Genomic DNA, 16,544 nt, shown 5'->3' with positions numbered 1-16,544 from the left:
AGTTCACGTCCCTCCTTTTCGTCACTCTTGCCGTGCAAAGGCACCCTTATGCAATTAAGGCTCAGCATAAGAAGCAAGCTGTTCTTATCCATACTACTTATTCTGGTAGTCTCCTATACAACCCTCCTCTTTACCACCTTCGAAGGTCTGGAAAAGCACGTCGAATACGACATTGCCCACGGACTGGAAGAGCACCTCAATTATGCCCGCAGCCAATTCCATGTCAGGGCGGACCAGATAAAAATTTCCCTGATGCAACCCATTATGGCGCCTCCCGTTCAGGAGCACCTGGCCCGGCGGGATTCCGTCTGGCTCAGGGACGCGCTGCACCGCTGGAAAAAGGTCCTCCCCTTCGTGGATACCCTGACCATCATCGACCCGCTAGGCAGGGTGATTGCCCGGTATAACAGTGATCGCGCCGGAGAATTGTTCAGTCTTCCGGAAATCGTCAGGCAGATGTACCGGGAAAAGAAGGTGGTGTTTTCCACTGAACTGGTGGATGCCAAATTCCTGCGGCAGGAAGAAGAGCCTGCCGGCATCGACAATGAGGCGATGGTGGTCGTGGTTGCCATGCCCATCTTCAAGCCGGACGGGACACTGCTGGGAGGAGTCGTCGCAGCAGACAAACTAAACAACGACCCTTATCTGCCGTTCAAGGTTCAGGACATTTTTGGCGAAGATGCCGAGGTAGCCGTGAGCATGCGCGGCATGCGCATTGCCAGCAACCGTTCCGAAGATAATCAGCAGAATGCGGTGATGGAGCCCCATATTCTGGAAAGACTGCAAAAGGGTTATTCCTACCGGGGGCGGGCGGAGATCGGCGACCAGGAGTACGAAACCGTTTTCGAACCCCTGACCAACAGTCGTGGCGATTTCGTCGGTTCCCTGTCGGTTGCCCTTTCCAAGGAAAATCTGCAAAAGATACGGGTCGACAGCCTGAAAAACATCCTCTTCTCTGCGGTTATCGGCATCCTCCTCTCTTTTGCCATCGCCTTTATTGCGGCGCGGCGTTTTTCCGGACCCATTCAGGAGCTGGCAAACGGGGCCAGGCTGATCGAGATGGGGGACCTGAGCCAGCGTGTCGTCGTCAGGAGTCACGATGAGGTGGGGGAGCTGGCCGGGTCGTTCAACAGGATGGTCAACGCCCTTGCCGAAAGGGACAGCATCATTTCCAGAAAGAACCGGGATCTGCAGGAACTCAATGAGCTTCTGGAAAAAAAGGTAACCATGCGGACTGCGGAGCTCTCCATGGAAATGGGGCGGCTCGAAACCATCCTGACCAGCATGGTGGAAGGGGTGCTCGTTACCGACAGCGAGGGCAGGATCATCCTCTTCAATCCGGCGGCACAGGCGATCCTGAATCTGGTTCCCTACAAGGTGGTCGGCCAACCGGTCGAGCAGCTGGGGACATCGGGGGACTTTGCCAATCTGGTGCAATGCATCCGGGAGATCAAGGAGACTTGGGGACCTGTCGCCAGCCGCCAGGAGGACCTGACCCTGAAAGGAAAAAGACTGAAGGTAAACCTGGCCCCCATGGCACGGGAAGGGAATCAGTTTGCCGGCATCGTCATGTCGCTCAGGGATATCACTACGGAAGAAGAGATCGACCGGATGAAGACCGAATTCATCTCCACCGTTTCCCATGAACTGAAGACACCCCTGACTTCCATGAAAGGGTCGCTGCAGCTCTTGCTCAACCGGGGAAAATGGTTCACCAATACGGAGCGGCAGCTTCTCTCCGTATGTCTGCGCAACACCCAGCGCCTCATTCGGATGATCAGTGAAATACTCGATATTTCCCGCATGGAATCGGGGGGGATGGAGTTTACCTTCAAGTCCCTTTCCATGGGGGAGCTGGTGGTATACGCCGTGGAGGAGATTAAGACCTTTGCCCAGAGCCGCAATATATCCATCATCAACAGCCTCGGCGATCATCTGCCGCTTGTTTACGGAGATTACGATCGATTGATTCAGGTCTTGACCAATCTCCTTTCCAATGCCGTCAAATTTTCCCCGGAGGGTAAAATAGTTATGGTACTGGCAGAACAGGAAGGAAATTTTCTGACCGTTTCGGTGGCAGACCGGGCCAAGGCGATCCAATGGGCGGACCGGGATAAGCTGTTCAAGAAGTTCCAGCAGCTTGAAACGGACCAGCCAATGCAGGGGGGAACGGGCCTGGGGCTTGCCATCTGCAAGGAAATCATCGAAAAGCACCACGGCAAAATCTTTTACAATGCCGGCAAAGAGGGGGGTAATGTCTTCTCTTTTACAGTCCCCATATTCGAGGAAAATAATGGCAAATAAAAAGATCCTTATTGTTGACGACGAGCCGGACATAGCGCTCATTCTCAAACTGCAGCTGGAGGATGCCGGCTACAGGACAGTTATTGCCAGGGACGGTGTTGAAGGGCTCGCTGCTATTGCCCGTGAAAAGTTCTCCCTGGTGCTGCTTGACATCAAGATGCCGCGCATCGACGGACTGCAGATGCTGGAGCGGGTTCAGCACCTCCACCCGGAGGTGGCGGTGGTGATGATGACGGCACACGGCAGCGAGGACATTGCCGTGGAAGCCATGAAGAACGGGGCGCTGGATTATATCGCCAAGCCCTTCTCCACCGAAGACGTGCTGCAGAAGGTGGAGCGGGCTATTCAGCTGAACAAGGCGAAGACCGACAACATCAGGCTGCAGCAACAGCTCGATGAAGAACGGCAGAAAATGGAAGCTGTATTGCAGGGGATGGCAGACCTGCTGCTGGCGGTCGATCCAGAGGGGCGGATCAGTACGGTCAATCTCAAGGCTGAGCAGGTGCTGGGCCTGAGCCGGAACCAGCTGCTGGGGATGCCGGTCGAGAAAGCGCTGCGTGCCGATATCGATGTCGATGCCATTCCCAGCCGCATGGTGCTGAAGACCGGCCGACCATGTCTTGACGTGTACTACACCATTCTCGCCGATACCGCCCGGATTCCCGTTTCTTCCAGTGCTTCGCCGCTGCTCAATGCCTCCGGCCAGCTGACCGGCAGCGTCGAGATCATCCGGGATATTTCAGCCCTGAAGGCGCTGGAACAGGAAAAAGAAGACTTCGTCAGCATGCTATCCCACGATCTCAAGGCTCCAATCACTGCCGTTGTCGGCTCTGTCGATCTGGTGCGGGAGGGGCGACTGGGGCCGGTAAACGAGGAACAGCGGGAATACCTGGAATCATCCATGGAAAGCTGCGCCGAGATGGTCGAAATGATCGACACCCTGCTGGGGGTGCACAAATTCGAAGCGGGAAAGATGCTCATGCATTTCAACGAGGAGATGCCGGCCCAGCTCATCAGACGGACCATGACCCGGTTTCTCACCGTTGCCAGAAGGGCGCAGCTTAAACTCTTCGCCACCATCCCTGAACAGCTGCCGCTCATTTCCGCCGATCGGGCCACCTTTTCCCGTCTTCTGGGAAACCTCATCTCGAACGCCCTCAAGTTCACGCCGGAAGGGGGAGAGATCGAGATATCCATCGCGGCAGTCAACGATCCGGAAACATTGAGGGAGAGGATACCCGCGCGATACGGGGGTGAAAAGACCTCCCTGGACAAGCCGATGGTGCAGATCACCGTCAGGGATACGGGGGAAGGGATAGCAGCAGATTCCCTGGAGGATATCTTCGACCGGTTCGTTCAGGCGAGGAACCGCCGTCAGGGAAAAAGCAGCGGCACCGGCCTTGGCCTCACCTTTTGCAGAAAGGTAATGGACGTCCACCATGGTTATATCTGGGCAGAGAGCGAGGTCGGCAAGGGAAGCAGGTTTATCATGCTCTTTCCGGCTATTATGGAATCAGATGGGGCAGAGAATGCATAATTAACCGAAAAGCGAGAGGCATATGGAACGTGCTTTCGTCATGTCGTTGAAGATCACGGTTATCTACATCCTGGTGGGGGCTACCTGGATTTTTTTCTCCGATGAACTTCTCGCCTACCTGGTAGATGATGTCGGCACCGTAAAAGTTGTTTCCATTTACAAGGGATGGCTCTTTGTGGCGGCCACCGGCTTGATGCTCTATCTGCTCGTCAAGCGCAATATGCTTCTGCTCATTCACTCCGAAACTGCCGTTAAGCAGCGTAACCGGGAATTGGCAGCGACAGAGGAAGAACTCCGCCGGCAGATACGCGAACAACAAAAGACCGAAGCGGAGCTGCGGGCTTCAAGACAGCTCTATGTGGAGCTGGTGGATTCCATTGATGGAATCGTCTGGGAGATCGATTTCAGCTCTTTCTATTTCACCTTCGTCAGCAAGAGGTCGGAAACGCTGCTCGGTTACCCGGTGGGGGATTGGTTGAAAACCAATACCTTCTGGGAAAAGCATATTCACCCCGAAGACCGTAATCTGGCGCGCTCCGCCTGCCTCTCGGCAACGGAAAGGGGGGAGAATCACGAGCTTGTTTATCGGTTCCGGGGCGCTGACGGCAGATATCTCTGGTTGCGTGACGTTGTTACCGTGATTACCGAGAATGGCCGGCCTGTGAAACTGCGGGGCGTCATGTTCGACATAACGAGGGGGAAGGAAGCGGAACAAGCGCTCGTTGACTCTGAAGAACGGTACCGCATGCTAAATGCGGAGCTGGAGCAGCGGGTCCTGGAACGGACCGCCCAACTGGAGGAGGCCAACAAGGAACTGGAGTCCTTCAGTTACTCCGTCTCCCACGACCTCAGGGCACCTCTCCGCCACATCGAGGGTTTCAGCCAGGTGCTTTTGGAGGACTACCAGGACCGGCTCGATGAAGAGGGGCGAGGCCACCTGCTGCGTCTGAAAAAGGCCAGTCAGCGCATGTCCCAGCTCATCGACGACCTGCTGGAGTTGTCCCGGGTCAATCGGTCGGAACTGAACCGGCAGACGACCGATCTGAGCAGGATCGCGACCCTCATTCTGCTCGACCTGGAGCAGAGCCAGCCGGACCGCACTGTGACGTGGCAGGTGGCGGACAATGTCACCGCCACTTGTGACCCCCGGCTACTTCGGGTTGCTCTGGAAAATCTCCTGGACAATGCCTGGAAGTACACGGCCAGGAAGGATGACGCTGCCATAGAATTCGGCAGCTACCGGGATAAGGGGGAAGAGGTCTACTATGTGCGGGATAACGGCGCCGGCTTCAATATGCAGTATGCCGACAAGCTCTTTGTTCCCTTTCAGCGGTTGCACCGGGCTGAAGAGTTCGAGGGCACCGGGGTCGGTCTGGCCACGGTAAAGAGAATCGTTGCCAGGCATGGGGGCAGAATCTGGGCCGAAAGCGCTCCCGAGGCGGGCGCAACTTTTTATTTTACACTGTCCGGGGTGGGCAAATGACACGACCTGTGAGAATCCTCATGGTGGAGGATTCGGAAGAAGATGTGCTGCTGTTGCTCAGGGTATTGAAGGCCGGGGGGTTCCAACCGGCGTGGCAAAGGGTGGAGACGGCAGCGGACATGGGTCGCGCCCTTGCTGAACAACAGTGGGATCTGGTCATTTCCGACTACAACATGCCCCAGTTTGACGCCCTTGCCGCTCTCGAAATCCTCCATGAGAGCGGACACGATCTTCCCTTCATCATCGTCTCCGGAAAAATCGGCGAGGATCTGGCCATTGCCGCCATGAAATCTGGCGCCCACGACTATCTGATGAAGGACAACCTTTCCCGGCTCGTCCCTGCTGTGGACCGGGAGCTGCGGGAGGCGGCCGAACGGCGGAAGCACCGTACCGCCCAGGAAGATATCCGCAGGGGCAAGATGCAGTGGGAGGCAGTCTTTGATGCTGTTTCGGACCTGATCCTCATCACCGATACGGAGGGTAAGATCATCCGCTGCAACAGGCGGGTCATTTCCTATTTCAGCTGCACCTATACTGCGATTCTCGGCCGTAATATCGGCAAATTGTTTTACGGCGACGAGTCCATAACCTCACGGGCCTTTCTCTTTCCCCATAAGTTTCATGCCGCTGCCGAAGAGGATGTCGTTTTCCCCCTGCTGACCGGCTGGTACAGCGTTGCCAGTTATCCCATGAACATGGTGGAAAACGGACCGGTCGGTATTGTCTTCATCATCAGGGACATTACCAAACGCAAACGGATGGAGGAGGAAAAAAGGGTCATCGACCGGGAGCTTTTGACCCTCTATGCCATTGCCTTCAGGTTGAACACCAAGCAAAGCCTGGAAAAAATAATGGAAGAGCTTCTTTTTCAGCTGCACAACATGCTGCGCATTGAGTTCTCCTCCATTCATACCTTGCGCAATAAAGAACTGCGGCTGACCGCCTCTCTCGGACTGGACCAGGAGCTGGAAAAGGGACTGAAGAGCCTCCCTGTTGACCTTCCCTGGGTAAAAAGCATGCTCAAAGGCCGGATTGCCAAGGCCAGGACGCCGGCACGGCTCCTACCGCCGGATATGGCTGGAGCCGTCACCAATGCGGGCATTTCCGCCTGGTGCACCATCCCGCTCAAAATAGGCAACGACGTAATCGGGGTGATGATGGTCGCCTCCAGCGCCAGGAAATCCTATTCGGACCGGGAGGTATTCCTGCTCACCCTGATAGCGAATCAGCTGGCAGTCCTTATTGAGAACTATACCCTCTATGATCAGATGCGGGAAAAGGCTGCGGAGCTGCAAAGGAGCCGCAAGGCCCTTAAGGAGAACCTGCTCGAAGTGAAACGAGCCAATATTGAGCTGGACCGGCTCAACGTGGCCAAGAACAACTTCATCGGCATGGCCTCCCACGAGCTGAAGACTCCCATTACTTCCATAATGGGGGGGGTTCAATTCCTGCTCAAATACAGCGGACTGCAGATGACTCCGGAACAGGAAAACATCCTGGTTTCGGTCTACGAGGGAATCAGCCAGCTGCGGTGCCTGGTGGAGAATCTCCTCTCCATCTCCCGCATCGAGGCGAAGGAGATCATACCCCACAAAAAGCCCCTCCGCCTGCTGGTGCTCTGCAAGGAGGTCTACGGGAATCTCAGCCTCTCCCTGACCGGACGCGAGATCGCCGTCAATTTCGAAGGGGGCGAGGACGAAGTTCCTGTCGATGAAAGCCTTGTCAGCCTGGCCGTTAGAAACCTCCTGGAAAATGCGATAAAATTTACTCCGGACGGCGGCCAGGTTCAGATCCGGGGTGAAGTCGTGGAAAAAAAGGAAATCATCTCCCAATCCAGGACCATTGCCCCCTTCTACCGCAAGTTCCCGAAAAACCTAAACGGGAGCCATTTTTACCGTCTCAACGTGATTGACAACGGCATTGGTATTCCGGCCGAGGAGCAGGTGAGAATCTTCGAAAAATTTTACGGCGTGGGGGATATCGCCTATCATTCTTCCGGCACCTCCGATTTCATGTCGAAGGGGACCGGACTCGGCCTTTCCATCGTGCGCGGCGTCATGGACAGCCACGGCGGGCTCGTCTGGGTCAGCCAGAGGCAGGACATGAGCGGCAGCACCTTCACCCTGCTCTTTCCCATGGACAACGAATGATAGAACCGGCAGTTTCCCTACAATCCGTGACCAAAACCTACGGTTCGTTCACTGCCGTGGACGATTTTTCACTGCAGGTGGAGCGGGGGATCATCTTTGCCCTGCTGGGTCCCAACGGCGCCGGTAAAACGACCCTGATCAAGATCCTCACCACCCTCATGCGTCCCAGCAGCGGTGACGCCTTCATCGAAGGGCACAGCGTCCTCACTCACGGAAAACAGGTCCGCCGTCTGATCGGCGTCGTCCCCCAGGAGAACAACCTGGACCGCTACCTGACCGCCCGGGAAAACCTGGTGTTTCATGCCCGGATGCACGGGTTGTCTCCCCAGCACTACAACCCGCGCATCGACCGCCTGCTGGACCTGATCGGGCTGGCAAACCGGCAGAGCGACTTTCCCGACACCTTTTCCGGAGGCATGCAACGGCGCCTGGTGGTGGCCAGGGCACTGGTCCACGACCCCCAGGTGCTCTTCCTGGACGAGCCGACCACCGGGCTCGATCCCCAGTCGCGGCGTGTGCTCTGGGACCATATCCAGACCCTGCGCAGCCGCATGACCATCTTCCTTACCACCCATTACATGGACGAGGCGGATACTTTCTGCGACCGCATCATGATCATGGACCACGGCAAGGCACTGGTGGATGGAACTGCTTCCGCACTTAAGGACGCCCTTTCCCAGGCACATATCTACGAGGTGGAATTCCGCAACCACAGCGACCGTTACGAGGAGATCCTTCGCAGCCTCCCCTTTGTCGAGTCCCTGGAGCGGAGCGGCAACGCCTTTCGCCTGGTGCTGACCGGCGAGGAGAGCTTGAAGCCACTGATGGACAGCCTGGGGAGCAGCGACGTGCGCAAGATTTGCCTGCAGGAGCCGACCCTGGAGGATGTCTTTCTGGAGCTGACGGGGCGCACCATACGGGAATAAGGGGGGGCGATGTTCAGAGGAGGATTGTCAATCTGGAGACGGGACATGCTGGTCATGCGCCGGAGTATTTTTTCCGAGCTCGTTGCCGTGACCGCCTACCCCCTCACCCTCTACCTGGCCTTCGGCTTCGGCCTCAAGGGTTATATTGCCGATGTGGAAGGAATCCCCTACCCGCTCTTCATCGCTCCGGGGCTCATCTCCATGACCGCCGTCAATGCAGCTTTCACCGAAAGTGCCTGGAGCATGTGGTTCCACCGCCGGGTGCAGCACACCATCGAGGAATACCGGGTCACCCCCATAACCGTCTACGACATCGTCGTCGGCAAGATCTTTTCCGGCTTCTGCCAAGGGGCGATCAAAGGCATGGCGGTGGCGGTGGTCATCTTCATCCTCACCCCCTTTCGCATGGACTACGCCAATCTGACCGCCTACCTCATCTATATTGCCCTGGGCTCCATGATCTTCTCCTGTCTCGGCACCATCTGCGGCACCACCATCGACAAACCGGAGAATATCGGCCGGGTCGAGTCGGTAATCATCGTGCCGCTCATTTTCATGGCCGGCATTTTTTTTCCCCTCTCTTCCTATCCCGCAGCCATCCAACCACTGATCGGCATGCTTCCCACCACCGCCATCTTCGAGGGGGCGCGGCAGGCCCTGCTGCACGGCACCCTTAACTGGCGTTTCCTCGTCGTTCTGCTGGCAAGCGCCGCCGTTACCTTCGCCGTGGCCGCCGTTACCTTTACCCGCAAGATGTCCGAATAAGGCGAATCTTCTTGAGTTTTAACCATCGTTCATAGTAAATTCACACGGTGTGCTTATAAGCAGAGGGCTCGACGATCTTGACCCTCTTCAGGAGAATGTATGGCCGAAGAATTTATCCCCAAATGGATTGCCTGGGAAACCACCCAGAAATGCAACCTGAAATGTGTCCACTGCCGCTGCTCGTCGGACCTGACCTCGTCCGAGGGGGACTTTACCACCGAGGAAGGAAAGACGCTGTTAAAGGAAATCGCCGACTTTTCCAAGCCGGTTGTGGTCCTTTCCGGCGGCGAGCCCCTCATGCGCAAGGATATCTTTGAGTTGGCCGGCTACGGCACGTCGCTCGGTCTGCGCATGTGCATGGCGACTAACGGCGCCCTGGTGACCGACGAAATCTGCGAAAAGATGAAAGAGGCGGAGATCAAGATGGTCTCCCTCTCCCTGGACGGTTCAACCGCGGCCGTCCATGATAATTTCCGCCAGTGCCCCGGCGCCTTCGACGGTGTCGTCAGGGCAGCGGAACTGTTCCGCAAGCATGGCCAGAAGTTCCTCATCAATTCATCCTTTACCAAGCGCAACCAGCATGATATCGCCAATACCTTCAAGGTGGCCAAATCCCTCGGCGCCACTGCCTGGTATATGTTCATGATCGTCCCCACCGGCCGCGGCGAGGAGATCATGAACGAGCTCATCTCCAAGGAGGACTACGAGGAAATCCTGGACTGGCATTACCGGCAGGAGAAGATGGAAGACGACATCCTCATGCGGCCCACCTGTGCTCCCCACTACTATCGCATTGTCCCCCAGAAGGCCAAGGCGGAGGGGGCGAAGTTCGAGCGCCGCAGCCTGACCTTTTCCACCGGCGGCGGCAAGGGGTGCATCGCCGCCCAGACCATCTGCCTCATCGACTGCTTCGGCAACGTCAAGCCCTGCTCCTATTTCCACCGCACTGCCGGCAACGTCAAGGAGACACCTTTCCGGGAGATATGGGAAAACTCCCCGATCTTCAAGGACCTGCGCAATTTCAAGGAGTACAAGGGGAAGTGCGGCCAGTGCGAGTATCTCAACGTCTGCGGGGGGTGCCGGGCGAGGGCGGATGCGGTGCATGGGGATTACATGGAAGAGGAACCGTTCTGCAACTACGTGCCCATACGCCTTCAGCAGAAGTAACGGCTGCGGCTTTTGGGCAATCTCGGCGTTGCCTGCGTCATCGCTTGTGCGACGTGGCGCTGCCACGCCTCCGCGCTCTTCCTTGGCGCCACCGAGCTTGCCGCAAAATCCACTGCCGGTAAGTTTAAAGACTAAATTCAATACCCATTCCTGAGGAGGGACTTACATGAATACACGTTTTCTCGATGCCTGCTGGGGCAAGCCCGTTGATCGGACACCGGTGTGGCTCATGCGTCAGGCCGGGCGTTACCTGCCCGATTACATGAGGGTGCGCAGCAAGTGCACTTTCCTGGAATTGTGCAAGACTCCGGAGCTGGCCGCCGAAGTGAGTATTCAACCGGTGGATGTTCTCGGGGTCGATGCCGCCATTCTCTTTTCCGATATCCTCACCCCGGTGGAGCCCATGGGCATGGCCCTGGACTTTGTTCCCGGCCCGGTATTCGAACATCCGATCCGCACCATGGCCGACGTGGAGAAACTGCGTATTCCCCAAATGGAGCAGGACGTACCATATGTCCTGGAGACCATCAAGATTCTCCGGCGGGAACTGGCCAACAAGGTGCCACTGATAGGTTTCGGCGGCGCTCCATTCACCCTCGCCTGCTACATGGTGGAAGGGAAGGGCTCCAAGGATTGGGCAATGATGAAGCGGATGATGTATGCCGCCCCCGAGGTCTATGCCGCCCTCATGGAAAAGGTGACCATGATGGACATGGAGTACCTCAACGCCCAGATCAAGGCGGGCGCCCAGGCGATCCAGATCTTCGACACCTGGGGGGGCGTTCTTTCCCCCGCAGACTACGAAAAATTCGTCCTCCCCTATACAACAAAGCTGATCAACGGCCTGAATCGTCAGAATGTGCCGGTCATTCATTTCGTCAAGGGGGCCGGTACCATGCTCGATATCGTCAAGCAGGCGGGTGGCGATGTCATGGGGCTCGACTGGCACATAAACCTGGGCAAGGCCCGCGATATCCTCGGGACCATGGCCGTCCAGGGCAACCTTGATCCCACCGTCCTCTTTGCACCGAAGGAGGTCATAGAAAAAGAGGTAAAGCGGGTGCTGGATGAGAATGCTGATCGCCCCGGCCACATCTTCAACCTGGGACATGGCATTCTGCCGACAGTGCCGCCGGAAAACGCCATCCACATGGTTGAGTGCGTGCACCGGCTCTCGCAAAAATAGGACGCAAGGGTCCTGCCTGCTGCAGGGCATAGACAAACAAAAGGAGAAAGCTATGCTGAAAAGAACAGGTATGGTTGCTGCCGGGATTTTACTGGTGACCGGAATTGCATTTGCCGGAAATGTTGATGTCAGCGTTAACGTGGGAGTGCCCGCTCCCCGCATTCCGGCGCCCCATGTGCGGGTGGTTGAGAAGGAAACGGTCATCATCAAGGATAAGAAGGACCATGGCAAGCATAAGGGGCACTTCAAGGATAACGACCACAAGAGGAAACACAAAGGCAAGGATTAACTCGTTTCTTGCTTTAGAGGTCATGCTTCAGGAAAGGCGGGGTTACATCCCGCCTTTTCCTTTCTACACAAGGGTCAGGCGGTGCGCGGTTGAGCGAAAGAAAGCATGAAAAAACAGGAGGCCGCATTCACGGCGGCAGGGCTGGTGCCAGGGCCGTGGCCGTCCTTGAGGCAGCCAAGGGGCTTCTGGTCATTCTTGCCGGTTTCGGCCTGCTCGCCCTGATCCATCGCGACGTGCAGGCGGTTGCCGAAGAGATGGTCCGCGCCGTGCACCTGAATCCCGCCAGCCATCTCCCCCGAGTATTCCTAGATGCAGTGGCGTCGGTCAACGATACCAAGCTGTGGTTGTTGGCTGCTTCGGCCATGGCCTATGCCGTCATCAGATTCATCGAAGCCTACGGCCTGTGGCACCAGCAGCTGTGGGCCGTGTGGTTCGGTATCCTTACCGGCTGTATTTATCTGCCGATAGAAATCTATGAACTCACCCTCTCTCGATCTCTCCTGAAATTTCTCATGTTAGCCCTGAACATCTTTATCGTCCTCTGGCTGGTGGTGGTGCGCCGGCAAGGGATGCAGAGCGGCGAGCGTTGACAACCCCAGCTACTTGATTAGTATTGATTCATGTATTGCTATCCGACGGGGGTGCCATGGAAACGTCAGGCAAGAAGATGCTCCTTTCTCCCCTATGGCTGCAGGTTGCCATCGTTACTTTTCTTCTCGGGTTCGCCGTCCTTGGGTACCTGGCCTTGCGCATCAGTACCGATCACCCTCCCCTCCCCCACCAGGTGGTGGCTGCCGACGGCAGCATCCTCTTTACCGGTGACGACATCATCGGCGGTCAACAGGTATTCCAGAAATACGGGCTCATGCAGTACGGGACCATCTATGGCCATGGCGCCTATCTGGGGCCGGATTTCACCGCCCAATACCTGCACCGGGAAGGGACGGAGATGGCGGCCTTCTACCAGGGGCAAGGGCTTACCCAGGCCGAAGCTACCGAGCGGGTGCGCCGGGAACTGAAGTCCAACCTCTACGATGCCGGTTCGGGAACCTTGAAGTATACCCCGGGGCAGGAGCATGCCTTCAGGATCATGGCGGATCATTACCGCCAATGGTTCGGTACGGCGGGGAGCGGCAACGGTCTGCGCCGGCCGGCCATAACCAATGAGGGCGAAATCAGGAGGCTGGTTGCCTTCTTTTCCTGGGCGACGTGGACCAGTGCTGCTTTGCGCCCCGATGCCCCCTATTCCTATACCAACAACTGGCCGGCCGAGCCGCTGGCCGGCAACGAGCCGACCGCCCAGGCCCTGCTCTGGAGCGTTCTCAGCCTGGCGGCGCTTTTGGGGGGAACAGGGGTCGTTCTCTTTCTCTTTGGCCGCTACAAGTGGCTCGGCTGGCATGGTGAAGAGCAATTGCCCAAGCGCCGGTTCATTCTGCCGGAGGAGGTCAGGCTGACACCGGCCCAGCGGGCAACGGCCTGGTATTTCCTGGTGGTGGCGGGCCTGTTCTTATGCCAGGGACTGCTCGGCGGGGTCAATGCCCATTACCACGTGGAGCCGGAGGGATTTTTCGGCCTTAAACTCGACCAGTGGCTTCCCTACAACCTGTCGCGCATGTGGCACGTGCAACTTGCCCTCTTTTTCGTCGCCTCCAGTTTTCTCGCCATGGGAATTTTTCTCGCACCGATGATCGTCCGCCGCGAGCCGAGGCATCAGGAGAAGCTGGCCCTACTCCTCTTCGGGGCGCTGGTGCTGGTGGTGATAGGCAGCCTGGTGGGCGAGGCGGCCAGCATCAAGAATTACATCGGCCTTAGCGGGCCCTGGTTCTGGATCGGCTCGCAAGGGTGGGAATACCTAGATCTGGGGCGGTTGTGGCAGCTGCTCCTGACGGTGGGAATGGTCCTCTGGCTGGTAATCCTGGTGCGGGGACTCAAGGAGAGATTGCCCGAGGAGCATCCCGGCAACATGCCCTGGCTCTTTCTCTACAGCGCCCTCTCCATTCCGCTTTTCTATGCCGTTGGCATGGCCTTCGGCAAGAATGCCAATTTTGCGGTCATCGATTTCTGGCGCTTTTGGGTGGTGCATCTGTGGGTGGAGGATTTTCTAGAACTCTTCACCACCATCATGGTTGCCTATATCTTCGTCCTTTTGGGAGTGGTGCGGGCCAGAACGGCCAATATCATCATCTATGTGGACATCATCCTCTATTCCATCGGCGGCGTCATCGGCACCATGCATCACCTCTATTTCAGCGGCGCTCCCGCTGTGCACATGGCGTTGGGGGCTTTTTTCTCGGCCATGGAGGTCATTCCCCTGGTCCTTCTTACCTACGAGGCGTGGCGCTTCATGCAGCTCGGGTCCGCAGGGGGTGGGGCTTCCATGTTCGCCACTCCCAGCAGCCGCTTCCCCCACAAATGGGCGGTCATGTTCCTCATTGCCGTCGGCTTCTGGAACTTCCTAGGCGCCGGGGTCTTCGGCTTCCTCATCAACCTGCCCATTGTCAGCTACTATGAAATCGGCACCCAATGGACGGCCAATCATGGCCATGGTGCGCTCATGGGGGTATACGGCATGTTGGCCATGGGTTTTTTCATGTTCGTCGCCCGCTACTTCATTCCCCGGGACCGGGCCAGCGAACTGGCCATGGCATCGGCTTTCTGGAGCATGAACATAGGCCTGGCCTGGATGCTCTTCATCAACCTCTTTCCCGTCGGGGTCCTCCAGCTCAATGATGCCCTCACCTACTCCTACTGGCATGCCAGGGACCCGGAATTTTTCCGGCAGCCGCTGGTCCGGGTCTTCGAGTGGCTCCGTTTTCCCGGCGATGCCCTCTTCATAGTCGGTGGCATCCTGCCGGTCGTCTATCTGGCGGTGCGGATGTTTGGCAATCGGAAAAGACCGGGAGTGCGCGAATGGCTGGAAGAGGAGGAGTTTACCAGGCTGGCGGAAAAGCAGGTTGAAAACTTAAAATTAAAGGAATAAAATGCCCCCTTGTCATGTAACAATGCTCCAATAACTGCAGTAAAAAAGTCACGGAGAAAGAGGGGATATTCCATGAAAGACTGTGAACTGCTGGAAAAATGTGTCTTCTTCAACGACAAGATGGGCAGCATGCCATCGACCGCCGGTGTCATCAAGCTCAGGTATTGCAAGGAAGACAGCAGCGGCTGCGCGCGATACTTGGTATGCAAGGCATTGGGCCGGGAAAACGTTCCTCCCGACCTGTTCCCCAATCAGGGTGACCGGGCACGACAGCTGATCGCTGCAGCGAAGTAGTAACCGGACACGGACTGGTCAAGGCCTGTCGAGCAATCGGCAGGCCTTTGCTGTCATGGGAGTTCCTGCAGCAGCGCCTCCAGTGCCTGGCGGTCGAAGAGGTAGTGCTCGCGGCAGAATTCGCAGTTGACCGTCACCTGCTCTTGCTGCTCCATCAGAGCTGAGAGTTCCTGTCGCCCCAGAGAGAGAAGCACCCGCTCGATCTTTTCCCGGTTGCAGGAGCAGGCGAAGGCAAGGGGGCGCCTTTCCAGAACGTCATGGGGAATATCCTTGAAGAGCAGGGCCAGCAGGTCTTCCGGGGAGCTGCCGTTCCGCAGCAACTGGCTGATGGGGGGCATTGCGGCGATAGTCTCCATAAGGGAGTCAATCGCGGCATCATCTGCCGGTGGGAGGGCCTGGATAAGAAACCCTCCGGCAGCAGCGACCGTGTTATCCGTTTCCACATAGACGCCGAGGCCTACGGCGGAGGGTATTTGTTCCGATTCGGTCAGGTAGAGGGCGATATCCTCGGCAATCTCGCTGGACAAAAGCTGGACGGTTCCCCGATAGGGTTCCTTGAGCCCCAGGTCCTTAGTGACGGTGAGAAACCCCGCACGACCCAGGGCGCCGGCCACATCGAGCTTGCCGTTTTTTTCCGGCAGATGCACGTGGGGATTGCCGACACAGCCGCGCACCGTACCGTTGCTGTCCCCCTCCACGAGGATCTTCTGCAGCGATCCGTTGCCCTCAAATTTCAATGCCACCCGTTGCCCCGTTTTCAGGAGGGCGCCGAGCAGCGCTCCCCCGGTCAGGGCACGTCCCAGCGCTGCCGAGGCTGTCGGCCAGGTATCGTGGCGCCGGCAAAGTTCGTTGACCAGGCCGGTGGTGACGCAGGCAAGGCCACGAATCTTGCCGTTCTTGCTGATGATTCGTATCAGATAATCGTTCACAGGCACAACCCCAGGCGGCCGATCAGCTCCCCTTCCCTGAAGAGCAGCTCCTTAACGGTGAGAAAATCACAGACCTTGATGCCGTTGATGTTATAGGCAAAGAACTTCTGCAGCTCGGGAACCTGGGTCAGGTCGCAGGCGATGATGCCGTCACTGTAGGAGAGGAAGGGTATCTTTTCAACCACCCTACGGGTGACGAAATCCATATCCACCGGCTTGACCTCCTCGACCTTAAGAAAAATCATCTTTTCCTGCGGCGTGAAATGGACTCGCTCGATGGCAAACCGGGCAGAAAAAGGGATGCTGAAGGGAATGAGCTTTTTCTTCACCTTGCCGCTGATCTCGCCGTAGCCGTCGCCGAACTTCATGGACAGCTCGTGAATCTCCTCGTCAATGGCCCGGGCGATCAGTTCCCGGTGAAAGTAGTCCTGGCTGACCCGCACTTCCCGGCGGGTGACGACTTCCTTGAGATGCTGATCCTTGATCAGTTCCAGCAATACCGGATTTTTCAACAGGTCCAAGATGCTCATGTTC

General features: G+C 57.1%; 14 protein-coding genes. 12 read left to right on the top strand and 2 right to left on the bottom strand.

From position 1 onward, the window contains the following. Window positions 1-48 precede the first annotated feature (48 nt). The 12 genes from ML541_RS10525 to ML541_RS10470 all read left to right on the top strand — a co-directional run bounded on the left by ML541_RS10525 (window position 49) and on the right by ML541_RS10470 (window position 15,081). Window positions 49-2,304 carry an ATP-binding protein gene (locus tag ML541_RS10525; protein WP_243372799.1) on the top strand — a complete coding sequence of 752 codons (2,256 nt, stop codon included), beginning with the start codon at window positions 49-51 and terminating at the stop codon, window positions 2,302-2,304. Beyond that, window positions 2,294-3,841 carry a response regulator gene (locus ML541_RS10520; protein ID WP_243372797.1) on the top strand — a complete coding sequence of 516 codons (1,548 nt, stop codon included), beginning with the start codon at window positions 2,294-2,296 and terminating at the stop codon, window positions 3,839-3,841. Before ML541_RS10525 ends, ML541_RS10520 begins: the two co-directional genes overlap by 11 nt. Window positions 3,842-3,863: 22 nt before the next feature. Continuing rightward, window positions 3,864-5,324, top strand: coding sequence for a PAS domain-containing sensor histidine kinase (locus tag ML541_RS10515; protein WP_243372795.1), 1,461 nt, complete (start codon window positions 3,864-3,866; stop codon window positions 5,322-5,324). After that, window positions 5,321-7,474, top strand: coding sequence for an ATP-binding protein (locus ML541_RS10510; protein ID WP_243372793.1), 2,154 nt, complete (start codon window positions 5,321-5,323; stop codon window positions 7,472-7,474). The genes ML541_RS10515 and ML541_RS10510 overlap by 4 nt, the downstream gene beginning before the upstream one ends. Further along, a complete protein-coding gene (locus ML541_RS10505; RefSeq protein ID WP_243372901.1) occupies window positions 7,474-8,400 on the top strand; it encodes an ABC transporter ATP-binding protein in 927 nt (308 codons plus the stop codon). Before ML541_RS10510 ends, ML541_RS10505 begins: the two co-directional genes overlap by 1 nt. Before the next feature lie 9 nt (window positions 8,401-8,409). After that, window positions 8,410-9,165 (top strand): ABC transporter permease, encoded by a 756-nt coding sequence (locus ML541_RS10500; protein ID WP_243372791.1) that lies wholly within the window; start codon window positions 8,410-8,412, stop codon window positions 9,163-9,165. 99 nt (window positions 9,166-9,264) lie between these two features. After that, on the top strand, window positions 9,265-10,332 hold the full coding sequence (locus tag ML541_RS10495; RefSeq protein WP_243372789.1) for a radical SAM protein: 1,068 nt from the start codon (window positions 9,265-9,267) through the stop codon (window positions 10,330-10,332). A 166-nt stretch (window positions 10,333-10,498) separates the two neighbouring features. After that, window positions 10,499-11,518, top strand: coding sequence for a uroporphyrinogen decarboxylase (gene hemE / locus ML541_RS10490; protein ID WP_243372787.1), 1,020 nt, complete (start codon window positions 10,499-10,501; stop codon window positions 11,516-11,518). Between the two features lie 52 nt (window positions 11,519-11,570). Then, window positions 11,571-11,807, top strand: coding sequence for a hypothetical protein (locus ML541_RS10485; RefSeq protein WP_243372785.1), 237 nt, complete (start codon window positions 11,571-11,573; stop codon window positions 11,805-11,807). A gap of 89 nt (window positions 11,808-11,896) precedes the next feature. After that, window positions 11,897-12,397, top strand: a complete 501-nt coding sequence (locus ML541_RS10480) for a DUF2127 domain-containing protein (protein ID WP_243372782.1) — start codon at window positions 11,897-11,899, stop codon at window positions 12,395-12,397. Window positions 12,398-12,453: 56 nt separating this feature from the next. Next, window positions 12,454-14,787 (top strand): nitric-oxide reductase large subunit, encoded by a 2,334-nt coding sequence (locus ML541_RS10475; protein ID WP_243372780.1) that lies wholly within the window; start codon window positions 12,454-12,456, stop codon window positions 14,785-14,787. Between the two features lie 72 nt (window positions 14,788-14,859). Beyond that, window positions 14,860-15,081: a hypothetical protein gene (locus ML541_RS10470; protein ID WP_243372779.1), complete on the top strand. Its 222-nt coding sequence runs from the start codon at window positions 14,860-14,862 to the stop codon at window positions 15,079-15,081. 53 nt (window positions 15,082-15,134) lie between these two features. Here ML541_RS10470 and hslO read toward each other — a convergent pair whose 3' ends face one another. Then, a complete protein-coding gene (hslO, locus tag ML541_RS10465) occupies window positions 15,135-16,010 on the bottom strand; it encodes an Hsp33 family molecular chaperone HslO (protein ID WP_243372778.1) in 876 nt (291 codons plus the stop codon). Further along, on the bottom strand, window positions 16,007-16,540 hold the full coding sequence (locus ML541_RS10460) for a hypothetical protein (protein ID WP_243372776.1): 534 nt from the start codon (window positions 16,538-16,540) through the stop codon (window positions 16,007-16,009). Before ML541_RS10460 ends, hslO begins: the two co-directional genes overlap by 4 nt. Between the last annotated feature and the right edge of the window lie 4 nt (window positions 16,541-16,544).

This window comes from Geotalea sp. SG265 (genome assembly GCF_022808985.1).
Classification (GTDB): Bacteria; Desulfobacterota; Desulfuromonadia; order Geobacterales; family Geobacteraceae; genus Geotalea.
This window is presented reverse-complemented; position numbering and strand designations above follow the sequence as displayed.